This window comes from Candidatus Nitrohelix vancouverensis (genome assembly GCA_015698305.1).
Taxonomy (GTDB): Bacteria; Nitrospinota; Nitrospinia; order Nitrospinales; family VA-1; genus Nitrohelix; species Nitrohelix vancouverensis.
Genome location: CP048620.1, coordinates 169,102 through 193,327, shown reverse-complemented (window position 1 = coordinate 193,327; position 24,226 = coordinate 169,102). Strand labels below are relative to the sequence as shown.

Annotated in this window: 22 protein-coding genes; 11 read left to right on the top strand and 11 right to left on the bottom strand. The window is 53.1% G+C overall.

What is annotated here, in order from left to right:
- Positions 1-10: 10 nt before the first annotated feature.
- The 4 genes from G3M78_00975 to gcvT form a co-directional block, all read right to left on the bottom strand.
- A complete protein-coding gene (locus G3M78_00975; GenBank protein QPJ64051.1) occupies positions 11-1,189 on the bottom strand; it encodes a hypothetical protein in 1,179 nt (392 codons plus the stop codon).
- A gap of 142 nt (positions 1,190-1,331) precedes the next feature.
- On the bottom strand, positions 1,332-2,687 hold the full coding sequence (locus G3M78_00970) for an aminomethyl-transferring glycine dehydrogenase subunit GcvPA (GenBank protein ID QPJ64050.1): 1,356 nt from the start codon (positions 2,685-2,687) through the stop codon (positions 1,332-1,334).
- A 24-nt stretch (positions 2,688-2,711) separates the two neighbouring features.
- Positions 2,712-3,101 carry a glycine cleavage system protein GcvH gene (gene gcvH, locus G3M78_00965; protein QPJ64049.1) on the bottom strand — a complete coding sequence of 130 codons (390 nt, stop codon included), beginning with the start codon at positions 3,099-3,101 and terminating at the stop codon, positions 2,712-2,714.
- Between the two features lie 59 nt (positions 3,102-3,160).
- A complete protein-coding gene (gene gcvT, locus G3M78_00960; GenBank protein QPJ64048.1) occupies positions 3,161-4,282 on the bottom strand; it encodes a glycine cleavage system aminomethyltransferase GcvT in 1,122 nt (373 codons plus the stop codon).
- A gap of 145 nt (positions 4,283-4,427) precedes the next feature.
- Here gcvT and G3M78_00955 point away from each other — a divergent pair, with 145 nt between their 5' ends.
- From G3M78_00955 to G3M78_00920, 8 genes are all read left to right on the top strand, one after another.
- A complete protein-coding gene (locus G3M78_00955; protein QPJ64047.1) occupies positions 4,428-5,417 on the top strand; it encodes an NTP transferase domain-containing protein in 990 nt (329 codons plus the stop codon).
- A gap of 108 nt (positions 5,418-5,525) precedes the next feature.
- Positions 5,526-7,328, top strand: a complete 1,803-nt coding sequence (gene lepA, locus G3M78_00950) for an elongation factor 4 (protein ID QPJ64046.1) — start codon at positions 5,526-5,528, stop codon at positions 7,326-7,328.
- The gene (gene lepB / locus G3M78_00945; GenBank protein ID QPJ64045.1) at positions 7,318-8,022 is read left to right on the top strand and encodes a signal peptidase I; all 705 of its coding nucleotides are present in this window, start codon (positions 7,318-7,320) and stop codon (positions 8,020-8,022) included. Before lepA ends, lepB begins: the two co-directional genes overlap by 11 nt.
- Positions 8,023-8,041: 19 nt before the next feature.
- A complete protein-coding gene (locus G3M78_00940) occupies positions 8,042-8,734 on the top strand; it encodes an HAD family phosphatase (protein QPJ64044.1) in 693 nt (230 codons plus the stop codon).
- Positions 8,735-9,028: 294 nt separating this feature from the next.
- Complete coding sequence (locus tag G3M78_00935) at positions 9,029-9,412, top strand: prepilin-type N-terminal cleavage/methylation domain-containing protein (GenBank protein ID QPJ66725.1); 384 nt, start codon at positions 9,029-9,031, stop codon at positions 9,410-9,412.
- Between the two features lie 133 nt (positions 9,413-9,545).
- Positions 9,546-10,715: a hypothetical protein gene (locus G3M78_00930; GenBank protein ID QPJ64043.1), complete on the top strand. Its 1,170-nt coding sequence runs from the start codon at positions 9,546-9,548 to the stop codon at positions 10,713-10,715.
- Positions 10,716-10,723: 8 nt separating this feature from the next.
- Positions 10,724-11,176, top strand: coding sequence for a hypothetical protein (locus G3M78_00925; GenBank protein QPJ64042.1), 453 nt, complete (start codon positions 10,724-10,726; stop codon positions 11,174-11,176).
- The gene (locus G3M78_00920) at positions 11,173-13,245 is read left to right on the top strand and encodes a tetratricopeptide repeat protein (GenBank protein ID QPJ64041.1); all 2,073 of its coding nucleotides are present in this window, start codon (positions 11,173-11,175) and stop codon (positions 13,243-13,245) included. Before G3M78_00925 ends, G3M78_00920 begins: the two co-directional genes overlap by 4 nt.
- Positions 13,246-13,264: 19 nt before the next feature.
- Here the strand turns inward: G3M78_00920 and G3M78_00915 are convergent, their stop codons facing one another.
- The 5 genes from G3M78_00915 to G3M78_00895 form a co-directional block, all read right to left on the bottom strand.
- Entirely contained in the window at positions 13,265-14,398 is a 1,134-nt protein-coding gene (locus G3M78_00915; protein QPJ64040.1) for an aminotransferase class V-fold PLP-dependent enzyme, read from the bottom strand.
- A 35-nt stretch (positions 14,399-14,433) separates the two neighbouring features.
- A complete protein-coding gene (gene dinB / locus G3M78_00910) occupies positions 14,434-15,624 on the bottom strand; it encodes a DNA polymerase IV (protein ID QPJ64039.1) in 1,191 nt (396 codons plus the stop codon).
- 6 nt (positions 15,625-15,630) lie between these two features.
- The gene (lexA, locus tag G3M78_00905; protein ID QPJ64038.1) at positions 15,631-16,239 is read right to left on the bottom strand and encodes a transcriptional repressor LexA; all 609 of its coding nucleotides are present in this window, start codon (positions 16,237-16,239) and stop codon (positions 15,631-15,633) included.
- 114 nt (positions 16,240-16,353) lie between these two features.
- Positions 16,354-18,780, bottom strand: a complete 2,427-nt coding sequence (locus G3M78_00900; protein ID QPJ64037.1) for a sel1 repeat family protein — start codon at positions 18,778-18,780, stop codon at positions 16,354-16,356.
- A 45-nt stretch (positions 18,781-18,825) separates the two neighbouring features.
- Positions 18,826-19,602, bottom strand: a complete 777-nt coding sequence (locus G3M78_00895) for a hypothetical protein (GenBank protein QPJ64036.1) — start codon at positions 19,600-19,602, stop codon at positions 18,826-18,828.
- Positions 19,603-19,918: 316 nt separating this feature from the next.
- Between G3M78_00895 and G3M78_00890 the strand changes: the two genes are divergently transcribed.
- A complete protein-coding gene (locus tag G3M78_00890) occupies positions 19,919-20,749 on the top strand; it encodes a class I SAM-dependent methyltransferase (GenBank protein ID QPJ64035.1) in 831 nt (276 codons plus the stop codon).
- Here the strand turns inward: G3M78_00890 and G3M78_00885 are convergent.
- A complete protein-coding gene (locus G3M78_00885; GenBank protein ID QPJ64034.1) occupies positions 20,732-22,060 on the bottom strand; it encodes a hypothetical protein in 1,329 nt (442 codons plus the stop codon). The two genes, G3M78_00890 and G3M78_00885, sit on opposite strands and share 18 nt — an antisense overlap.
- Positions 22,061-22,141: 81 nt before the next feature.
- Here G3M78_00885 and G3M78_00880 point away from each other — a divergent pair, with 81 nt between their 5' ends.
- Both G3M78_00880 and G3M78_00875 read left to right on the top strand, forming a co-directional pair.
- Positions 22,142-22,564 (top strand): tetratricopeptide repeat protein, encoded by a 423-nt coding sequence (locus tag G3M78_00880; protein ID QPJ64033.1) that lies wholly within the window; start codon positions 22,142-22,144, stop codon positions 22,562-22,564.
- Complete coding sequence (locus G3M78_00875; protein ID QPJ64032.1) at positions 22,525-23,460, top strand: formylglycine-generating enzyme family protein; 936 nt, start codon at positions 22,525-22,527, stop codon at positions 23,458-23,460. The genes G3M78_00880 and G3M78_00875 overlap by 40 nt, the downstream gene beginning before the upstream one ends.
- A 37-nt stretch (positions 23,461-23,497) precedes the next feature.
- Here the strand turns inward: G3M78_00875 and G3M78_00870 are convergent, their stop codons facing one another.
- Positions 23,498-24,076: a hypothetical protein gene (locus G3M78_00870; GenBank protein QPJ64031.1), complete on the bottom strand. Its 579-nt coding sequence runs from the start codon at positions 24,074-24,076 to the stop codon at positions 23,498-23,500.
- Positions 24,077-24,226: the final 150 nt, after the last annotated feature.

Here is a 24,226-nt window from a genome sequence, read left to right as displayed (position 1 = left end):
CCGGATAGAATTAGCGCTTGATGGTTTCTTTCATTTTGTTTGGTTCTGATGCAAAGGGTAACGCCATGATGAAATACATCAACATGCTCACCTCGGAATCATAAAAATTTACCTCAAAAATTCCGCCCACGAGAAATCCCGACATTGCGGCGAGACTGCCCATGGCCACAGCGTACTCAGGTTGATCCCGATTAGATGCGCTTATTTTTTTATACAGGGCCATGAAGTATGCGACCCATATGGCGATCCACGATCCGACGCCGAGGATGCCTGTATCAACAGCAAGCTGAATGAAGTTATTGTGCAATCCTCTCATTCTTTCTAAAAAACCGGTGGGGTCCGGGTACCTTGAGTATATTTTGTCCATACACTTGAATCCACACCCGGTCACAGGGTAATCGGCAAAGGCTCGCAAGCCGCTATCCCATAGAGCCAGTCGGATGGTCAGGTTACGATCTTTTAGATCAAGCATACTTTTGTAGCGATCTTGAAGCTCCCAAGGCGATAGCACAAATATCAGACCTATTAAAACGGGAATCGCCGCCAATAGTATTTTTTTACGAAACCAGACTAAAAGAATCGTCCCGGCTAAAAAACCGAGCCAGGCTTGCCGTGCGTAAGTCAGAACCAGGCAAAGGGTAATGAGAAAAAAACCAAGCGCCACCCATTTGTTGACGGGTTCGATGAATAACAGGCGGCTCAATGCAAGCAATCCAACCATCATCAACAGCCCTGCGAAAGTCATGTAAACACTCATGGAACCTTCCGCACGGGAATTGGTGCCAAAGCCCAATTGCGAGACTTGATAAAAACCGCTGAACGTGGACAAGGCTCCTGCAAGGATCAAAACCAGTATCAGTCGATTTCGTAGCGTTTCGTTGCCTATTGTATTGACCGCCCAGAAGAAAATAAGGATTTCGAGCAGTCGTTTGAGAGAGGGGAAGCTGTTCTCCGGGTCGATGGCGGTTGCGACGGCTAAAATACAGGCGAGACTAAACGCAAGCAATGGATATTTTAAAGGAAGATGAAGCTCTTTGTGGGAGTGATTGATGATGACTTTGGTTATCCATGCCAGACCTCCCAGTCCGCAGGCTATCTGAGTCAAGCTGATCGAAAACAGGGAAAATGCTACAAAACCAAACAAACTTCCCATGATGATTCGATCCAGAATCAGATTGGTCTCATTCATATTCTTTCATCCTGAATAAGTGTGCGTCAGACAACGAAGTTAAGGGCATGAGACGTCTATAGGATTGAATGCTTCTGGGAATTTTGGATAGCGAGCGAACTTGTCATTGATCGCAACCCGCATGCACGTTGATAATAACAGATCAGCGCATGCTGGCAAGCTTGTCGACCAGTCGATCCATTTCCTCGCGGGAGTTGGCCTCGGTGGCGCAAAGGAGAAGAGAGTTTTTCAGTTCAGGATAGTCTTCTGCCAGAGGAAATCCTGCGATGATTTTTTCCTGGAGTAAATTGTCGCGAATCTCTATGGCGGGACGAGGGCATCGCAAAACAAATTCATTGAAGGTGTCAGACGAAAACGCAATTTCAAAACCGCTCACTTTAGCGAGTTTGTTTTTCAGGTAGTCTGCTTTTTTTAAATTGAGGATTGCCAGATCTCTCAGGCCTTGTTTGCCCATGTAGGCGAGGTAGATGGTCGCCGACAAAGCGCACAGGCCCTGGTTGGTACAGATGTTGGATGTGGCTTTTTCACGACGGATATGTTGTTCGCGGGTGGAGAGGGTCAGCGCGTAGGAGCGTCGACCTCGTCGGTCCACGGTTTCACCGCACAAGCGACCGGGCATCTGGCGGAGAAATTTTTCGCGGGTTGAAAACAAGCCGACGTAAGGGCCGCCGAACGAAACGGGGAGACCAAAGGATTGACCTTCCGCTGAAACGATATCTGCGCCGCGCTCGCCGGGCGATTTCAACAGCGCCATCGACAAGGCTTCGGTGACATTTACGATCAGGAGGGCGTCGATTTCATCGAGCCGTTCTCTCAAGTCTTTGAATTCTTCGACAACGCCAAAAAAATTGGGAGTTTGAATGACCACGGCGCTGACTTCGGGGCTGACTTCGGGGCTGAGCGCCTCGTAGAGTTTTTCAAGGTCGGTCTGCCCGGTTTCCTCATCGTAAGGTATTTCCTGAAACTCGACCTGTCCGCCTCGACAATACGTTCTGGCGACTTCGCGGTATTCGGGGTGAACTGCGCGCGAAATCAGAACCTTGTTTTTTCGATTGATGCGGTTGGCCATGAGAACCGCTTCCGCCATGCTCGACGCGCCGTCGTAGACGGATGCGTTGGCGATCTCCATTCCCGTTAACATGGACACCATGGTCTGGAACTCGAAAATGGCCTGCAGGGTTCCCTGGCTGACTTCGGGTTGATACGGCGTGTAGCTGGTCGAAAATTCTCCGCGCAAAGCCAGCGCCCCGACGATTGCGGGCACATAATGACGATAGGCTCCGGCGCCGAGGAAAACAGACGCGTTGCGGTTCCGTTTTCCCAACTCGCGAAAATGACCGGTCAGGTCGCTCTCCGCCATTCCGGTGGGCAGTTCCAAGGCGCCGTCTTCGAGGCGCAATGGTTCTGGAATGCAGTCGAACAGTTCATCGACGGTTTGCACGCCGACGGCCGCAAGCATTTCCCTGATATCGTTTTCTGTATGTGGAATGTATGGCATTTTAAAAATTGTGTAGCGGCCGAATCAGGCGCCTTCTTTGCCGCATTGTTCTTCGTATTGCGCGGGTTTTAACAGGTGGTCGGTTTTTTCCGGCACAAAGAGTTCGATCTCCAGAATCCAGCCGTCTCCATAGGGACTGGAATTCACCAACTCTGGATTTTCTTCCAGCGCTTTGTTGACAGCGGTGACTTTGCCGTTGACGGGCGCGTACAGGTCGGACACGGTTTTAACCGACTCGACGACACCGAACGTTTCTCCTTGCGTCAATTCGGCGCCGACCGCAGGCATTTCAACGAAAACGACGTCTCCCAATTGATCCTGTGCAAATGCGGAAATGCCAATCACGCCCTTGTTTCCGTTGACGCGAATCCATTCATGTTCAATGGTGTATAAAAGATCCTGAGGAGTCTCCATAGTACCTCCAGTTGCAAATGTTTAATGTTATCAGGCGCCGACCTTGTGGCAGGACCTGTTTATTTTTTTACCGATGAAGGCACGAACGGCATTTTGACGATCTGGGCGGGAAAAGGGCGGTTCCTGATCTCTATGTCCAGCGTGTTCCCAACTTTGGCCTGCGAAGGATCAACATAAGCCAGCGCGATGCCGGCGTTTAACGAGGGTGAAAATCCCCCGCTGGTCACCTCGCCTGCCGTTTCGCCCTGGTTCAATACCTTATAATGGGATCGCGGGACGCCCCGGGTCTGCAGTTTCAAACCGACGATTCGCCGCTTTGGCCCATTGACCTTTAATTCATTCAACGTCTTTTTACCGATGAAATCTTCTTCTTTGTCCAGGCGAATCACCCAGCCAAGACCTGCTTCGAAGGGGTTGCAGTCTGCGTCGATTTCATTACCGTACAGCGAATAAGCCATTTCCAGTCTCAGCGTATCGCGCGCGCCCAGGCCGATCGGTTGTAAACCCTGAGCGGCTCCGTCTGCAAGAATTTTCTTAAATAGACCGGCGGCGGAATCGGAATCCATGTATAATTCAAAGCCATCTTCTCCTGTGTAGCCGGTCCGGGAAATTATACACTCAATGTTATGGATTTTCCCTTTTTTAAAATGATAATATTCGATTTGACTCAGGGAGATATCGCTCAACGTTTGTAGCAGGGCTTCGGCGTTTCGACCCTGAACCGCCAACTGCGCCGTAGCGGCGCTGATATCGGCAATTTCGACCTTGAATTGTCCGGCTTGTTCGCTGATCCAGCGGAAATCTTTTTCCGTATTCGACGCATTCACGCACAAAAAATAATGCTCGTTCGAGTAACGATAGATTAACAAATCGTCCACGACGCCGCCATTTTCATAGCACATGAGGGCATAAAGAACCGAGCCGTCCGACATCTTGTTCAGGTCATTGGTCGTCAGGTATTGCAGAAAGGCTTTTGCTTCCGGCCCTTTAACGTCAATTTCTCCCATATGGCTGACGTCAAAAACGCCAACCGCTTGGCGGACGCATAAATGTTCTTCCATAACGCCTGCATACTGAATCGGCATATGCCAGCCGGCGAAGGGGACAAGTTTTGCGCCCAGTTCCTTGTGGATTTCGTGCAGAGGCGTTATTTTTAAAGAGGAATCAGATTCGGGTGTCATCGTTTCAGGGAGCCGTTGGACAATATGCCTGTATAACCAATTTCATCTAAAAGCGCAAGTTTGAAAAGCGGGGCGCGCTTTCAGTTAAGCCGCGATTTGTATGCGTTTTATGTTATAACATTTTAAAATCAAGCTGTTTAAGCATATGGATATGAAAGTAAAAATGGACGGGAATAAATACGACGTCGTTCTGGTTGCTGGGGAGGGTGAATCCAGCTACAAGATTTACCGCCAGCACAAGGCCTTTCTCCCAATACAAGCTAAGAGCATCATCAGCTATGTGGTGGAGTCTTTGCAACAGGTGGAATCGGTCCAGGATATTTTTGTCGTGGGTTCGAAAACGCGCTTGAGCGGAACCTTCGAAAAGGACGAGATCGATCTCAATTACCCGAAGACCGTCCGGGTGGTGGAACAAAAGCGCAACCTGTACGAAAATATCTGGAGCACTTTTTTGCAGACTCTCCCGAATGGAGGATCGCCGGAAGAACTGGAACAGCCCGAAATCAAGGACAAGGCGGTTTTGATCGTGCCTTGCGATTCTCCCTTGTTGACGCCTCACGAGGTGGAGCATTTTATCAGTCGGGCCGACGTGGACAACTTCGATCATATACTGGGCTTGACTCCCGAAGAAGCTCTACAGCCCTTTTATCCTCAGGAGGGCAAGCCCGGCATCAAGATGGCGTATTTGCATCTCAAGGAAAAGAGCTACCGAATCAACAACCTGCATCTTGTGAAACCCTTGCGGATCGCTAACCGGGCCTATATCCAGAAAATGTACCAGTACCGTTACCAAAGAAATTTCAAAAATTTTATTTTGTTTGGATTGTCGCTGTTTGGCAAAGACAAATTTCAGCATTACCCCTATTATATCGGGTTGGAATTGTGCCTTTTTTTCTCGGCCTTGCACATGGACTCGATGGTGAATTATTTTCGCAAATGGATTCCGAAAAAAGAACTGGAAGGATGCATTTCCACGATTTTGAAAACCCGTTTCACCTCAATGGAAGTTCCCTATCCCGGCGCCGCGCTTGACATTGACAATCATAAGGATTATGAAGCCATGATCGCGCGCTTCGATGAATGGCGCGACCAGCTTTCCAGCCCGGTTCTGCGCCCGGCTCCGATTAATTCATAGCGCGGGTTTTTGACGACTCAACCGACATTTTCCAGGCGGTTTGCGCGAGGCGGTTCGCTGTGTCGCAGGTCTGCTCTGGTTATCAACAGGTAAATACAAGGTTCCTTAATGGATCAAAAGAACATTAGAAATTTTTCAATCATCGCCCATATCGATCACGGCAAGTCCACGCTCGCCGACAAGCTGATCATCTCGACCGGGGCCTTGCAGATGCGCGAAATGAAAAACCAGGTCCTCGACAACATGGACCTCGAACGCGAGCGCGGCATCACGATCAAGGCGCAAACGGTGCGTCTGCTCTATAAAAGACCCGATGGTCAGGAGTTTATTTTCAACATGATCGACACGCCGGGCCATGTGGATTTCACTTACGAAGTGTCGCGCTCTCTGGCGGCTTGCGAGGGCGCGCTCCTCATCATCGACGCGACCCAGGGAATTCAGGCGCAAACCATCGCCAATCTGAATCTGGCGATGAAGAACAACTTGGAGATCATTCCCGTCATCAACAAGATCGATCTGCCCAGCGCCAACCCGGAAGCGGTCATGGAACAGTTGGAGGACGTCTTGCAGATCGAATCCGCGGGCGCGGTGCTCACCAGCGCCAAGGAAGGGATCGGTATCGACGAACTGCTGGATGCGGTCTCCAAAAAGATTCCTGCGCCGCAGGGCAATCCCGACGAGCGTCTGAAGGCTCTTTTGTTCGACGCCTGGTACGATTCTTATCGCGGCGTCGTCACCCTGGTGAAAGTGGTGGACGGAACCTTGCGCGTTGGCGACAAGATTCTGATGATGGCGGCCGGAAAATCCTGCGAGGTGGAGGAGCTGGGAGTCTTCACCCCGGCGTCTGTGAAGAAAGAGGAGTTGCGCGCGGGCGAAGTCGGCTATGTCGTCGCCGGAGTCAAGGAACTGGACCAGATCGCGATTGGCGATACCGTAACGCATTTGAAAAGCCCCGCCGCCAAGCCCCTGCCGGGTTACAAGGAAGTCAACCCGATGGTGTTCAGCGGTTTGTATCCCATCAGCGGCGAGCAATACGAGATGTTGCGCGATTCGCTCAAAAAATTGAAACTGAACGACGCGTCCTTCACCTACGAGGCGGAAACCTCCACGGCGCTGGGCTTTGGTTTTCGTTGCGGGTTTCTGGGTTTATTGCATATGGAAATCATTCGCGAGCGTCTGGAGCGCGAATACAATGTGGAGTTGCTGACCACCGCGCCCACCGTTGTCTACAAGATCATCACCACCGACGGACAGGTGGAATTGATCGACAACCCGGCGAAGCTGAGGGAATTTTCCAGCATCGAGCATCTTGAGGAACCTTTCGTGAAAGGCACCATCGTGGCGCCGGAGGAATACATTGGAGCGATCATGACTCTGGTGCGCGATCGACGCGGCATGCAGACAAAAATGGAATACCTCAACACGCAAACGGTTTTGCTGGAATACGACCTGCCCTTCAATGAAATCGTTCTGGATTTTTACGATCGTTTGAAATCCAGCACGCGCGGCTATGCGTCCTTTGATTATGAATTTTTGGATTTCAGGCCTTCCAATCTGGTAAAATTGGACATCCTGTTGAATGGAGAGCTTGTCGACGCGTTGTCGCTGATCGTCCACAAGGATAAATCCTATTTTCAGGGGCGCGATCTGGCTAAAAAACTCAAGGAGCAAATTCCCCGCCAGATGTTCGAGGTCATCATCCAGGCGACCATTGGCAGTAAGGTGGTGGCGCGGGAAACCGTGAAAGCGCTCAGGAAAAACGTTTTGGCCAAGTGTTACGGCGGCGACATCACCCGTAAAAGAAAATTGCTTGAAAAGCAAAAGGCTGGAAAGAAAAAAATGAAACAAATTGGAAGCGTCGAAATTCCACAGGAAGCCTTCCTCGCCGTTTTGAGGACCGATGGCAAATAAGGCGAAGAACGACCGCTCAGCGGACGACACGACGAATGCAAAACCGAAAAGCGTAGCGAGAGAAACTGCCGAGGCGATTTTCATCGCTCTCCTGCTCGCTCTGTTCATCCGCACTTTCATTGTGCAGGCCTTTAAAATTCCTTCAGGCTCGATGATGAACACCCTGCTCATCGGAGATCATATTCTGGTTTCAAAATTTTCCTACGGGATTCACATTCCCAACGAAATCCCGTTTCTCGACATCAAACTGTTTGACGATATCGTGTTGTTTTCGGATACGCCGGAACGCGGCGACGTGATCGTCTTCAAATTCCCCAAAAACGAAAGCAAGGATTTCATCAAGCGCGTGGTCGGCGTGCCGGGGGATTTGCTGGAAATACGCGACCAGCAGGTTTATATCAATAACAAATTACTGGACGAGCCTTACGTATGGCACCAGGACCCCGACGGTATGATTTCAACCGATCCGAGGCGGGACAACCTGGCGCCCATTCTGGTGCCGCCGGGTCATCTCTTCATGATGGGCGACAATCGCGAAAACAGTCAGGACAGCCGTTTCTGGGGATTGCTCGACGTCGCCAAAGTGAAAGGCCGCGCTCAGATCATCTATTGGTCCTGGGACGCCACCGCGAAAGAAGCGGGCTTCTTCGACGGCTGGGTGCGCTTCGACCGATTCGGCAAATCCATCGATTGAGCATATGAATGATTCCAAAATGAAAGACACATCCTCGTTGGCGCCCATCCTCAATGATTGCGAAGCGGTGATCTTTGACTTCGACGGTTTGCTGGCCGACTCCGAGCCTTACCATTACCGCGCCTACAACGAGGTCTTCGAACGCTACGGGCATACATTGGACCCGGACGAGTACTGGGTAGAGTGGACCTCTAAGGGAAAAGGCATTCAGGGTGAGATCGAGCGTCATCAGCTGGACCTGGACGTCGACCCTAAAGCGCTTCGACTGGAAAAATTCAAACTCTACTCCGTGTATTGCCAGAGCGGCGACATCAAGCTCTTCCCCAGCGCGAAACAACTGGTTCGCTTGCTGGGAGAAAAACGCAAGCTCGCCATCGCATCCGGTTCCTGGAAACACGATATCGAAGCGATTCTGGACAATGCCGACGCCAGAACCTTGTTTCCCGTAATTTTAGGGAAGGGCGAGGCTTTGCGTGAAAAACCGCACCCTGATATTTTTCTCGAAGCGGCGCGCGCGCTGGATTGCCCACCGCAGAAATGCATCGTCATCGAAGATGCGCTCAAGGGACTGACGGCGGCGAAGGGCGCTCAAATGCCCTGCGTCATCATCCGCAACCCGCTCAATCAGGAAATCCATTTTCCAGAAGCGGACGCCATTCTTCCCAATCTGGACGCCTTGCTGAACCATTTAGAAGCGGAAAAAAGAGGCTAGTCTGCAATTCGGGTAACAAATTGGGTAATCCCTTGCACCTTTTTTAGGTTTTTTGAATTCGAGGGCTTGCCTTTTTGCCGAAAGAGCCATATTTTATGAAGTGTAAATCTGTTCTAAAATCGTGTTTTATTCCCCTATGTCATTTTAATAGTTTTGTTGATGATAGTTTGGCGCATATATTGCTTTAATTATAGATAGAAGCTCGTTGGGAATTATATAAGGTTTGACTTTTCAATAGCTTATGTGTAGCATTGATGCCAGAAATTAACCGAAGGAGCGGGTATGAAGAAAAAAATATTAGGAAGTGAAAAAGGTTTTACGCTGATTGAACTGATCATGGTTATCGTGATCCTCGGCATCCTTGCCGCAGTGGCGATTCCCAGGTTTATCGATTTGAAATCAAACGCTACGGGTTCGGTGGCTTCTGGCGTGACGGGCGCTCTCAAGGGAGCGGTCACCATGTTACATGCGCAATACATTTTGAATTCGGCCAGCACCTACGACATTGCTAGCGTGCTTGCTCAGGTGGACGGCACCGACGTTTCGCTTGGAACGGATGCTTCCGGATTTACAGCGGATGTGGGTAGTAGCACGACCTGCACCTGGTCTTATACGGAAGTTACCGGTACCGCAGGCGCAGGCTCTGTGGGATCGGCAACTGGAACGGGCTGTACCTGATATACAGGATTAAATCAGCCTCTGGCGCTCTTATAGCGCCAGAGGCTGTAAATTCTCTCATCCCCCTTCCGCATGCACAAGGTTTCGCCCTTCATTTTTGGTGGCGGCGGGGAGGATTTTGCTCCCCGACTCGATGCCTCAATCGCGATTTCTCAGCTTTCCTCAAGTATTGTTTCCCTTCCTTGTTTTAACTCTAACCTATGTGGTCTCGCGTTACTGGGGGCTGGACTCATTTCCCGTGTTCTCCGACGAAGCAATTTATATCAATATCGCCCAGATCGTTTCCGAAAATGGATTCGACATGGCGCTGTTCCGCATGGAGGGCAAGCACCCTCTGTATATGTGGTTCGTCGTACTCGCTTTAAATTTTTTTAACGATCCTCTGCTGGCGGGGCGGGCGGTTTCAATCCTCGCCGGATTCGCGACCCTTGTCGGAATGTATCAGATCGCCCGGCGCGAGTTTTCCCCAAAAGAGGCTTGGGTCTGCGCGCTCCTCGTTATCCTGTGCCCGTTCTTTCTGTTTCATGACCGGCTCGCCATGGTGGACAGCCTCATGTGCGCTCTGGCGGTCTGGAGCGTCGTCCTTGCGCTGTCGCTTGCGGATGATCCCGGCAGAGCGACTGCGCGTTCCTTTGGAATCGGTTTGCTATTGGGCGCGGCTTTTTTCACCAAAGGCAATGCGATTCTGTTCTTTCCTGTCCCTCTTGTTTTCTTGTTCTTGATGAACAGACCGACCTTGCACGAATTTCTCCGCTGGGGATCCCTCATCGCGGCGGGCGTTTTACTGTGGACGCTTCCCCTGTATCTATGGGGCAAGGAGATCAGTTTTTACCATGCCGGGGCGGCTCTGCGCTGGCCGGAAGTTTTTTTAACGCTGGAGGAGATCGCAAGCGTTCCTTTGGAACAGTGGAAAGAAAATTTTCTGGCGATGTGCGGATTTTATATTTCTTACCTGACCCTGCCGCTGTGTTTGATTCTTATTTTGTCTGTCGTCCTTGTCCTCAAGGAGAAGCGGAAGTTTGAGCTGGCCCTGCTGGTTTGGGCGTTCGCGCCGCCTCTGCTCATCGTCCTCGTGTCCAAAGGCTTTTATTCCCGCTATCTTTTGATGTTTGTGCCTCCCCTGATTCTGCTCGTTTCGATGGCTCTGCTTCGCATCAGCCAATTCGTTCAGGATGCTTTGGAGCGAAGATCGCCCGATGGCGCCCGGCGAATGTGGGCGCAACCGGCGATCCTTGCCGCGCTCATGCTGGTCAGCTTGCAGGACGCTTTTTTTTTGCCCAGAAACTCGCAGACGATCCTTTGAAGGCGCCTTTGTCCTCTCTCGATAGAACGATGTTTCTCGAAGGCATGAACTCGGGTTATGGCGTCAAGGAAGCGGTGGCCTATTTACAGGATCAGGCGAACCGGGGGCCGATCGTGCTGGCGGTTTCCAGCAAGCCGGGAAATCCGACAGACGGCGTTTTGATTTATTTGAGAAAGCAGGCCAATATAGAAATCCTGCATGTTCCCTGGTGGCCCCTGCATGAACGCTTGATTCCGAAAGGGGAGGCGCCCGACCACGCGCATAAATACCAGAAGGAGCCGTTTGCTTTGAAACGTCTGCACAGCGATGCGCCGATATTTTTTGTGTATCCCTATATCAGCTACCCGGCAGAATCGTTCGTAAAGAAGAATCCTGAGTTTAAAAAAACGATGTCCTTTGCCAAGCCGGACGCGCGCCATGCGCTGGAAATTTACAGGGCGGAGGCCCTCGGTCGTCCATGAAGCCATTGACGCAACATTCCGTAGAAAAGACCGGAAAGCCTGCCGGTGAAGGGCATGATCCTTCGCTGGCCCTGACCTTTCTGTTTTTGTTTCTCCTCACCTTGTTTGTTTTCATCAATTCTCTGGACAATGAATTTCTCATGTGGGACGACACGGGTTTCATCTATATGAATCCCTTCATCACCTCGCTAAGTTGGGAAAACATAAAAATCATGGCAACGGCTTTTCATTATTCCAACTGGCAGCCGCTGTCCTGGTTCTCTCACGCGATTGATTATCATTTTTTTGGTTTGAATCCCATGGGGCATCATTTGACCAGCGTGTTACTGCATTGCATGAACAGCTTCTGGGTGTTTCTGCTGGTGAGGGAATTGTTGCGGTTGGGGTTTGGCAGAAGGTTGGACCGGCGCGCGCTCTGGTGGTCGGCGATGCTGGGAGCGCTGGTGTTCGGGCTTCATCCCCTGCGCGTCGAATCGGTGGCCTGGGTGTCGGAACGAAAAGACGTATTGAGCGCCTTTTTCGCCTTTCCCGTTTACCTCGCCTATTTCAAATATGTTGCGGCGAAAGAGGAAGGGAAAAAGAAATTCTGGTTCGCAACCGCGCTGATTTTATTTTTTCTTTCTCTGACCGCCAAGCCGATGCCCCTGACTCTGCCTGTGATCCTGCTCCTGCTGGATTATTTTCCCTTGGGACGATGGAAAACGCGGCGCGATTTTTTTGCTTTGCTGTTCGAAAAAAAATGGTTCTTTGTTTTATCTCTGGCTAGCGCCGCCATCACAGTTCTTGCTCAAAAACATATCGGAGCCATCACGACGCTGGAGCAATTCCCCGTGCAGTTGCGCATCGCCAATGCTCTGAACAGCTTGTGCCTGGTCTATCTGGGAAAGACCCTGCTCCCCGTGGGCCTGACTCCGCTTTACCCTTTGATGCAGGATTTGAGACTGGTCTGGGACTTGTTTCTATTGCCAGCGCTGATCTTTGTGGGGGTTTCTATCGCATGCTATCGCGCCTGGCGACGCGGCTGGATGATCTTCGCAATGGCCTGGCTTTATTACATCATCACCCTGTCTCCGGTGATCGGCATCGTGCAGGTCGGTTCCCAGGCGGCGGCGGACCGCTACACCTATTTCCCGTCTCTGGCTTTCAGCGTTCTGGTCGCTTCAGGTTTATACCTTTTGGCTGACTCGAGCTATTCGCTATTTCGAATGCGCCTGTTCTCGATTGCAAAAACTTTGCTCTGCCTGGGATTGGCGATGTTCAGCATTTTAACGGTTCGCCAGATCGAGGTCTGGGGCGGCTCGTTGAGCTTATGGTCGGAGGTGGTGAAGCATTATCCGCATCAAGACGCGCGCGCCATGGTGGGACAGTCCTCGGCTCTGCTGGTGAGCGGCAAGGTTGACGAGGCGATCGAAAAGATACGCTTTGCCTTGCGAATCTATTCAAATAATAAAATTCTCTACCTCAATCTGGGAACGGCTATGACTTTGAAAGGGGAATATCCTCAGGCCGAGTCGGCATACAAACAGGCGCTGGTACACGACGGCGGCTTTTCATCGGCTTATAATGCGCTGGGCCGCTTGTATTCCAATTGGGGGCGGATGGCAGAAGCGGAACAAAATTATTTGCAGGCCATCAAGTTTCAGCCTGAGTTCACTCTGGCTATGGGCAATCTGGGCGAACTGTATATGAACCTTGACCGTCTGGACGAGGCGGAAGAATTCCTCAATCGGGCTATTGAAATTGATCCTTTGGCCTATCGAGCCTTCAATGCGATGGGTCGGGTTTTCCTGAAGAGACAGCGCTTTGACGAGGCTAAAAAGTCCATTAAAAAAGCGCTGTCCCTGAGTAACTTGTATTTCGCCGCTTACAACGATCTGGGCATGGTCTATGAGGCGACTGGCGATTTGCAAAAGGCGGAGGAATCCTATCTGAAAGCGCTGGAGATCGTTCCCCGATACATGCCGTCCCTGGTGAGCCTCGAGGCGCTTTATAAAAAAAGCGGCAGGGAGGAAGAAGCGCGGGCGATCCAGGACCGAATCGACAACATGACGCGAAGTTTCGCTGAGTGAATCCATTCTCTAAGCGGGGCTAGGCTTTGAATCGGTCGAGCAGGTCGAAGAAATGATCGATCTCATCCTCTGAGTTGTAAAAATGCGGAGAGATGCGCGCCAGCCCGTCGCGCGCGGTCATCGACACGGAATGACTCATCATGAATTTCAGCAATGGATTCAAATCGACGTCGGGAACGAAAGAGATAATCCCTGAACGTTCTTCGGGAATTGTGGAGCTGGCGATTTTGATGTCGCGTTTTTGCAGGTGCCGAATCGCGATATCGCCAAGTTCCATAATCCGCTTTTCAATTCTTTCGATTCCCTCCTGTTCAAACAGTTCCAGAGCCGCGCCCAGCGCGTGAATGCTCAGCGTGTTGGCGCTGCCCTCCTCGAAACGTTGCGCGTCGGGTCGGAAGGTAAAATCATAGTGCATGAAATTTTGCGAATCGACGACGCTACCCCATCCCACCGTCACGGGATACACCCGTTCAAGCGCCTCTTTGGAAATATAAAATCCGCCGAGCCCTTCAAGACCCAACAGCCATTTGTGTCCGTCTGCCGAAAGAAAATCGATGCCGTCGCGCTTCACGTCCATGGGAAGGATGCCGAGGCTCTGGATTGCGTCGACGCAGAAGAGGATGCCGCTTTCCTTGCAGAACATGCCGATACGATGCAGGTCGTTGCGAAAACCGGAATTGCATTCGACTGAACTGATGGAAATGATGCGGGTGCGCGAATCGGTTTGCGCGACGATGTCGTCGAACAGCACCCTGCCTTCGACAGCGCGCACGAAACGGGTTTCGACGCCGTGGCGTTTCAGATTCTGCCAGGGATAGACGTTGGCGGGGAATTCGATGTCTGGGATGACTACGTTATCGCCCGGCTTCCAGTCCAGTCCATTGGCGACGATAGAGATGCCTTCAGACGTGTTTTTCACGAAAGCCACTTCATCCAGTCTGGCGTTTATCAGTTTTGCGAATCGGTTGCGGGTCTGCGCCACGCCCGCCATCCAGTCCAGATAATGCGCGTTGCCGTGTTCGCAGGCGTCCTGCGTGAATTCATGAATGGCGTCGCGCACGCATTGCGGCAAGGGCGCGACGCGCGCGTGATCAAAAAAAATCCGGTTGCGCGTGACGGGAAAACGCGCATGGGAGTCGGTGGTGTTCAGCATAAGGGTATCAATCTCCTTTGGTTTGTGCGCGTCATTTAATCCCGGGAGCTTTCGCCGCGCAGGATCGAGCGAAAGCCGTATTTCTGCCGGATACGGTCGAGGCCCTCATAGAGCCGGTCGTTCTGCCCCGGTGCTGCGGTTTCAAATAAATTGAATTGCTGATCGCGATGCTCCGTCAGCGAAGACAGGGCAACGCCGATGAGGCGCGCCCGGAGCGGTCGATCATTGAAAAGTTTTTTGAGCAGGTCGCTGGCAGTGCGGAACAGGATGCGGTCTTCGCTGGTCGCTTCCGCAAGGGTTTTGCTTCGGCTTTCCGTTTTGAATTTTGAGTCGCGCAGTTTGACGCTGACGCAAGCCGCAAACAGTCCGGCGGCGCGCAATTGAGACGCGACTTTTTCCGTCAGGTAACTGAGTTGCGAGCGCAGGAACTCAAGGTCGTTGGAGTCGACGTCGAAAGTGGTTTCCCGGCTGATCGAACGCGCGAGGGTCGATTCGTTCTGCACGGGTCGTTCGCAGATCCCACGCGACTTGCGGTATAGGGAGAGTCCCCATTTGCCGAAATGATTTTCAAGAACTGATTCGGAAAGTCGGCGCAGATCGTTCACGGTGCGGACGCCCAGATGTCGCAGTTCCGCTTCGCCCTTGGCGCCCACGCCGGGGATGCGTCGCACCGGCATGGCCTGAATGAAACGTCCCTCCATTCCGGGGGCGATCCACAACATGCCGCGCGGTTTGCAAAAGGCCGATGCAATCTTGGCGATCAGTTTGTTGGAAGCGATGCCGAGGGACGCGGGAACGCCGACCTCGTCCCAGATTTCCTTGCGGATGCCTTCGGCCATCGGGAGCAGGGGGCCGAAGAGTTTCTGGCATCCCGTCAAGTCAACGTAGGCTTCGTCGAGAGACATCGGCTCGACGCTGGGCGAATAGCGTTTGAGAATGGCAAAGATACGTTGCGAAAACTCGGAGTATTGCGAGTAGGAGCCGCGCAGGAAAATGGTTTCCGGGCACAATCGACGCGCTCGCGCGATGGGCATGGCGGAATGGATGCCAAAGGCGCGAGCCTCGTAAGACGCCGCCGCGACCACGCCGCGCCCGTCGGGATCGCCGCCGACCACCACCGGCTTGCCGCGCAGGGAGGGGTCGAGCGCCTCTTCCACGGAAACGAAAAAGGCGTCCATGTCGATATGAAGTATGATGCGCTCGCGAGCGCCCTGTTGTGGCATCATGATTGCCTACTTGAATTTGCGCATCACGCCGACGACGACGCCCTGAATTTTGAACTCGCCTTCATCAACAAAGATCGGTTCCATGGTTTCGTTGGCGGGTTGCAGTCGAATCCTTCCCTTTTCCCGATAGAAGCGTTTGAGCGTGGCGCGTTCGTTGTCCAGCAAAGCGACCACCGTCTCGCCGTTTTCTGCGCTCTCTTTTTTTTCGACGATGACGTAGTCGCCGTCCTGAATGTGATCGTCGATCATGGAATCTCCCTTCACCTGCAGGAGATAGATGTTTCGGTCCATAGGGTCGGGAAACAGCGCGGCCATATCGCGGGTCTCAAAGGTTTCGATGGGCTTGCCTGCGGCGATAGAGCCGAGCAGGGGATAGCTGGGAAGACGGGACGGCGCTTCGTCTTCGATTTCCATGATCTCTATGGCGCGACTGAGGTTGTCGTGTTTGCGGATCAATCCCTTGTCGCATAAATGCGCAATGTGTTTGTGGACGGTGGCGGGGGAATTGAGTTGGAAGCGTTTGCCGATCTCGGCGATGCTCGGCGCGTAGCCCTGCGCGCGAATATGTTCCTTGAGGAATTCGTAGATCTCCCGCTGTCGTTTGGTCAAATGCATGCCGCGTCTCCGGTCGCTTGCGTATTGCATTAAGGATAGGCGAAAATAAAACGAAAATCAACCGGATAGTCAGTCGACCAGATTTGACGGAAGCTAATGAAAGTTGGAGCGGGGTTAAAAGGAAGCGGGGCGGGTCAGTTTGTTCAGATAGACCCAGGAGGTCAGGCAGTTTTGTTCCGCCGAGCGGCGAAACCAGCGCAGGGCTTCTTCGGTTTGACGTGATCCGGTTTGACCGTACAGATACAGCTTGCCCAGTTCGAGCTGGGCGATCGGGTCTCCCTGTTCGGCTGAAAGGCGCAAGTAGTTCTGCGCTTGAGCAACGTCGCATTGCGAAGAAATTTTGGAGGCGTGAAACAGACCCAGTTCTCTTTGCGCGTCGGCGTTGCCTTGTTGCGCGGACAGGTTGAGCCAGTGCAGGGCCTGAGGGGCATCCGCTCCTTGTTCGTTGCGGATCCATTGCGCCAGAACAAATTGCGCTTCATCCTGCCCCTGTTCTGCGGCGCGGCGATGCCAGAGTCGACTTTTCGCCGAACCGGGCGCTTGTTGCTCGAAATGTTTTGCGAGTTGCCATTGCGCGCGGACGGAACCGTCCCCCGCGGCCTGAATCAGCCAGGCGAGACGTTGTGGCGTAGAAGTCGAGTCCTCTTCCTGTCTGCGGGATTTTCCGGCGCGACGATACCAGTCAGCGGCGGTCTCATAATTTTGTTGCACGCCCTTGCCGGTGAAATACAGGATGCCGAGATTGTTCTGAGCCTGGGCGCATCCCTGGTCTGCGGCTTTGCGATACCAGCGCGCGGCTTCCTGATAGTCATGAAATTCACACTCGGAATTTTCATATAAAACGCCGAGCAGGTTTTGCGCAAGCGCGTTGCCCTGTTGCGCGGCGCGTTCGGCCCAGAGTCGGGCGAGGGCGAATCGTTCCGGGTTTGTGGAGGCGTGATAGAGCGTTTTTGCCAGGGCGTATTGCGCGTAATCGTGACCCTGCTCGGCGGCTTGCTGGAAGAAGTCGGCGGCGGTCGAGCGGTCGGGTTCCACGCCTTCTCCGTTCAGGTGCATGCGCCCGAGATTGTATTGCGCCAGATCCAGACCTTGTTCGGCGGCCTTGCGGTACCATCTCAGCGCTTCCTTGAAATTTTTAATCAGCCCGCCCTTGCCGTGATAATGCATACGCGCGACATGGTATTGCGCGAAACTGTCTCCGTGTTCTGCGGCTTTGCGATACCATTCCAGCGCCTGCCCTTCATCCGCTTCGACGCCTTGTCCCTGCTCGTAGAGAACGCCGAGAAAGAGTTGGGCTTCCGCCGTATTGTTTTGCGCGGCCTGACTGATCCAGAAAAAGGCGCGTTCGCCGTTTTGCCTGACGCCTTCTCCGAGTAAATACAGAAGGCCGAGTTGGAAGCGCGCGCGGTCGTGTCCGCTTTCTCCGGCCTTTTGATACCAGCGCACGGCTTCGGCTGATTGCGGTTCCATCCAGCGCCCGTTATCAAGAAATGCTCCGGTGCGGTATTGCGATTCAATATGAAGGAGTTGCGCGGCCTTGCGGTACCACTGAAAGGCGTCGTCGGTTTCGCGTCGCTGAAAGAAATAATTCGCCTTGGCAAAAAGTTCGTCGCCGTTCGGCACGAAATTATTGCCCGTCGTTTCGAGAAAAAACTGCGCAGGTTCATCGTCTTGCTCCGCCGCCTTGCAGAGCCATTGCACGGCGTCTTTCGACGATTGCGGGACGGCGTCGCCAACATAGTGAAAGGTCGCGATCTTAAACTGAGCTTTCGCCAGTCCCTTGTCTGCGGCGCGTTGGTACAGATCGAAAGCGGCTTCGAGATGTTGCGGTACGCCCTTGCCCCATTCGTAGAGAGTGGCGAGATTGTACAGTGCTTCGGGGTCCCCCTGCTTGGCGGATTTCAGATACCATTCGTGAGCTTTTTCATAATCGCGATCGACGCCCTCTCCGTTTTCGAATAACAGGCCCAGGTGATTCTGCGCTTGGGGATTGCCTTGCCGGGCGACCTTCTCGAACCATTGAGCGGCGAGAGAACAGTCCGCTGAAACGCCGTTTCCCTGATAATACAAACGACCGAGGTTGTATTGCGCTTCCGGGTTGCCCTGTTCGGCGGCGTCCTTGTACCAGCGCGCCGCCTCTTCGATGTCTTTGGCAACGCCCAGACCGTTTTCGTAAAACACGCCGAGGAACCCCTGCGCTTTGGGGGAGCCTTGCAGGGCCGCTTGCTTGAACCATTTGAAGGCTTCTTCGGGATTTTGTTCGACGCCCACGCCTTTGAAGTACATGACGCCGAGGTTGTATTGCGCGAAGGCTTTGCCGCGCTCGGCTTCACGCGCCCAGCGCGCGACTTCCTTGAGACTGAGCGAACGACGCGCGCCGTCGCTACGCTTGTAATGTAAAGACTGCGCGGGGCCGGGAGCGCTGTCTGCGAGGAATTCCAGACTGCGACGCGTCAGCTTCGCCGGCAAGGCGAGCGAAGCCTTTTCGGTTCGATGTTCGAGTTCCCTGGTTGCGGGTCGATTCAATTCGTCAGGTCGCATGAAGTTTCCATGTTCAAGAGGCGTTTATTTTGTCGATGAGATTTTCTAGATCAAATCGTCCGCCAGATCGCGGACGCGCGCCTTGATGCGGGAGATTTTCTCGTCGACATTGCCTGCCATTTCCTGCAGAAGGTCCTTGCCGAGGCGGTCGCCAAATTCAACTTTTTCCTTCAATTTGTGCATGGCGGAGTTGAAGAGCGCATCGAGTTCGTCGTTGATGGCGTGAATGCGTTTGCGCACTTGCGCCACCTGCCGCATGGTGCGCGCCAGACGCGCGCCGGGGCTGAGTTCGCTGGAGTGATCGCCGGCTTCCCATTCAATCAGGATGGCGCGGATGCCTTCGTCGTCGAGTCGGTCGTAAGCGCGATTCAGTCGGGCCATCAATTCGTGGCGTCGCTTGCGTTCCTCTCCGTCGGAGGCGAGGTCGGGGTGAATTTTTTTTGCGACTTGACGAAATAATTTTTTGAGATCGTCCGAGGGACGGAAGGCGCTTTCAGAGAGAGCGTCTTCTTCCATCAGTTCGGCGTCGTCCTCCGCCTGCTGGGAAGATTCGCGCGCGGACTCCGCTTCTTCCTTGAAAGAATCTGATTTGGGATATAACTTGGAGGCGAAGTCGAGAACCTCGGCTTTCAAGGCGTCGAGTTCGGCGTATTTAACTCCCACGACTTTCTGGTAGCGTTTTTCGAAAAATTTCAGGTCGCGACGCGAGGTGGTGATTTCGAGTTCTTTCTCCATCAACTCCTGCTCCAGAGTGGACAGGGTTTGACGTTGTTTTTCCAGCTCTTCCGACTCGGGAGACGCTACGGGGCTGAGCGCAAACATAAGGACTCTCCAAAAAACGGTTGTTCAATTAGTTTCGATATAAAACGATGATTTCTTGAGCTTTACGGGCATTCTTTTTTAACCCTCAAACGCTGGAATTGCATAAGCCTAATAAAAACAATTATATACAATTTTATTTAAAAATTCTTCAATAAAATCAACCAATTAACTTATATTTTCTATAATCTGGATGACAAAAAGGCTCTATCTAGCCGTATCTAAGGTGTTCGAGGCGATTGAAATGTTCAGTCTTCTGGAGCCGGTTTTACAGGTTGAGTTGGCCGAATTTAGGGCCAAATTTTAAGAAAGGCGATAGATGAAAGAGTTGTTTGCTGAGGACTCGCCGTTTCTCAGAGAAGAAACGCGCAAGACGCGCTGGGCGATTCCCTACGATCATGAATGCCTCAACGCCCGCGCAGAAATTTTACTGGGGCGCAACGACGATGCGCTTTCAGACAAGACGGTTCTGGACGCGGGCGCGCATATGGGGACGATGGCCTATGCGGCCCTGCAAAAAGGCGCGCGCTTCGTTCATGCGGTGGATGTGGAGGAGGCGACGGTGGAGCGCGGTTTGAAATTATTTTCCGAAGTGGGCGTGGAATCCTGGCGTTATCGCTTTGAGGCGGCGAATCTGGCGGACTGGCTGGAGAGGGTTTCGGAAAAGAGTTTCGACACGGCTCTGTGTTTTGGCGTTCTCTATTATGTGAGCGAACCCTTTGCGATCTTGAAGGCGCTCAAACGCGCTGTGCGCGAGACCATTCTGCTCGACACCTTCACGGCGTCCTATGCGATGGTGCAGGGAAAAGAAGCGGGGCGACTCTACGATTCGATCAGCGATGCGGCCTTGGAACAACCGCTCATGCTGTACGCGCTGACGCGTCCGCAAAAAAAGGATTACCGTCTGCCCGAAACCTTTGTTCAGGATCAGCGCGAATTGAGCGTCACTTCATTCCCCACCTGCGCCTTGCTGGAACTTTGGTTCGAAGCGCTGGAGCTGGACTGGGAGCGACTGGACTGGTCGGATCATATCCTGCGCCCCTGTCATTTTAGCGATCTGGAAAGTCCCGAACAGAAGCGCGCGTCGCATTGGGCGGATGTTTACGCCAGCGGAATGCGCGTGGCCTACCGCTTACGACTTCGCGGCTGACTCGGCGTTCAGAAGGGGAGCGTCCGGCGGCAGGCTGGACGAAGCCCGATAGAGCCGGTGACTTTCTTCCGCGAGTTTGCCGTGAATGTAGATATAAAACCAGCGCTTGCCGCCTTCCTTGAACATGGCGAGCGCGGTTTCCTGGATCAAGGCGCCGGGGTGGCGTCGTTTCAGCGTCTTGTACACCAGCGAAGAAATCTTGACGGCTTTTTGCAGATGGTAACGGTCGATCCAGCTTTTGAACTCGCTACTGTTCCATTGATCGGCGACGTTCTTGGCCATGAGAACATGCGAGGCGCGCAGATCGAACAATCGTCCCATCACGGAGCGTTCGCGCAGCGACGCGATTCGATCCAGAAAACTTCCGACGGAAACCAGCAGGTCGCCCAGTCGCGCTTCCTGAACCGGGTCTTTGGAGTCGGGGTGATGGTAGCGGGCGATCACGTCGATCAATTGGCGATAGACTTCAAGCGCTTTGGATTTTTCCAGAGCGCGCGGTTCAAACAGTAATTCTTTTCGCGAACGCTCCACCTGGGCTTTGAGAGGCGCCGGAAAATCTGCGGGCAATGCGGGTTCTGGCGGCGGCGTCGCGAACTGACGCCAGGTCTCCTCCTCGTATTGAAGGGAAGGGTCGTCTTCTGATTCGCGGTAGAGTTGAACGGCTTTTTTCCCCACCAGCAAGGTCCAACGCACCAGAAATTGCTTGAGGGCCAGACCGCGGGCCAGATGCAGGGACATTTTGATGATCCAGAATCCCAGATCGAGACAGCGCGCCAGGGTGTAGGCCCAGCTGAGGACCGAAGGCAGTTTGTATTTGTAGACGGCAATTCCGACGGGCGTGCGATCCCATTGTTTCTTTTTTTCCCAGGCGGATGAAATGGCGGTCAAGCGACGCAGTCGCATATCGAAAAGAAAACGCGCTCCCGGAGTTTGTTTCCACGACAAGGTCTGCTTGTTCAAGTCGATCAGGGCGTCGAGCAGTCGGCCGAGTTTGACTTCATCTTCAGGGGCGCGGGATTTGGGGCGGTAGACCGCCGCGATTTCATGCGCCAGCCGCAAAGCGCCAGCGGGCGCGTCGAGGTCTTCAGCGTCGAGTATGAACTTGCGTTGAATGGTTTGCGCGCGATCGATCACGATTTGCAGGGCGCGTCGGTCGGCGTCGCTGTGCGAGGCGTCTCGACGAGCGATCAGAGCTTTCAGTTCTCCCGCGCCCGCGCGTCGGGTCCACCAGAGCGTCGCTCCGGCAAGACCTGCGAAGAGGGCAAGAAAGCCTCCGGCTCCCGTCAGCAACAGGACGAATATTTCATTCATACGCGATTTGATTCTTGAGTTATAGCGCGCTCAGGCGCATGATACTAGAGTCGTTATTCAAACTGTCTTTTGAAAGCTTCCATGCCTTCCTTATCCCAATTCAGTCGTTGTTTGTTTTTTATCCTGTTGTCTATGATTGTAACGCAATGCGCTGACAAGAGCGTTGAGGAAAATCTGGCCGATGGAATAAAATTCACCGAGGATCGGCAATACCTGCGGGCCCTGGATGCGTTTCAGCAGGCGGTCGCCAAGGAACCGGGCAACCCGAAGGCGCATTACAGTCTGGGTGGGATATACAATCTGATGAACCGCTTGCCGGAAGCCGAGCAGGAATTTAAAATCGCATTGAAGATCGACCCTACCTATGTCGATGCGATCTACAGTCTGGGTTTCACCTATGAATTGATGGGTGACAAGGAAAAGGCCCAGCCCTATTACGATAAATACAACAAGCTGAAACAAAAATGGAACGAGGTTCTCCAAAAAGAATCCGAAACGCGCTGAAGACGATTCTGACCCTGCTTCTCGCATCTCTCTTTCTGTGGAGTTGCGCCAGTTCTCCCCCGAAATCCAAAAAGAAACGCTATTCGCGCGCCTATATTTTGAAGAAGCGCGCCGAGATCGAGCGGCAACGCAAGGCGCAACGCGAGGAGCCGGTCGCGGCGCATCAGGTGGACAAGCTGAGCCAGCGACTCAAGCCGCCGAGCGACGGCGGGCTGGCGTCTCTGCCCACGCGCATTCACGAAGCGGATCGGTCGGTGCTGGTTCGCATCGAAGGCGGTCGTTACCTGATAGGCTCTCTGGAATCGGCGGCGCGGGATTCGGCGCAAATTGCATTCACCCACATGTCTGAATTTTATATGGATCGCGCGGAGATCACCGTCGAGCAGTACCGACGCTTCGACGCCAAGTACGATGAAAAACCGTTCAACGACGGGCAAGCCTGCCCGAGCTGTCCGGCGATGGGAGTGTCCTGGCTGAAGGCTCAAAGTTATTGTCGCTGGGCGGGCAAGCGTCTGCCTACAGAACTGGAATGGGAAGCCGCCGCGCGCGGCAAGGACAATCGAAACTGGCCCTGGGGGCTGGTCTATCAGGAAGGACGCGCCAATCTGCATGGCGAGTCCGACGGCTATGCGGGGCCGGCTCCGGTGGGTTCGTTTCCTTCAGGCGCCAGCCCAAGCGGATTGTGGGACATGGCGGGAAACGTGTGGGAGTGGGTCGCCTCTCCCTATGGTCCTCGTCTGAGTCCTGAACGCGAGGGAGGCTTGACGCCGCAAATGGTCAAAGGCGGCGGCTGGTCGTCGAACGCGGAATCGAGCAAAATTTCCAACCGCAACGCGGTACGCCCCGACATCCGAAATCCATCCATCGGCTTTCGCTGTGTCTGGACGGAACCCTAGAGATTGACGCCGCCTGTTTGCTTGCGCAAATCGGCGCTTATTTGACCATCTTGGTGAATTTGGAACCTTCCAGCGTCAAGTTGTACATCAAGCCTTTCTGACCAAAAACAAACGCGATGATCGGGTCCTGCGTGTTCACCGTATCGAGCGAGTCGCCGACCCCGATGGTGATGAGCGCGACCGAACCGTCGACGCCAACCTTCCAGCCGTCGCTGTTTCTAAAACTGTCGAGCGCTTTGTTCTCGGTAAAAATCAGCAGGATGGTTTTAGCTTCCGCGCCTAACTGAAAACCGATGGAGGCGGCCATGGTGTTGTAATATTCCGCCGTTTTCCCATTGATGCGCAGGGCGCCCTCGCCGTACTCGCCGCCGATTCCAAAACCCGCTTTATAGACCGTTGGGAAGACCAGGATGCCCTTCGCCTTGGCGAGAAAACGTTCCGCTCCCGCGACTTCATTTTTGAAACGATCCAATGCGTTGTCGACGCCGATGTTGATTTCATCTGCGCTGGCGGCTTTGGCGGTGGAGGGAGCGGCGAGGATCAAGCAGGCAAAGAATGCGATCAAAAAGTTCGTCAGGCGGTGTCGTCTCTTGTGCAGATTATTTTTATTTATCATGAATATCCTCTAAACCTTTCAATAATTTTCACAGAATTGGTTTAAAAAAATCCCGGAGTGATACGCCGTATTGATGCCTATGAATTTAAGCTAACAGCGTCTTAGGTTGGAGTCAATTTCGACGATGCATTTACCTTACGAATTTGGCTA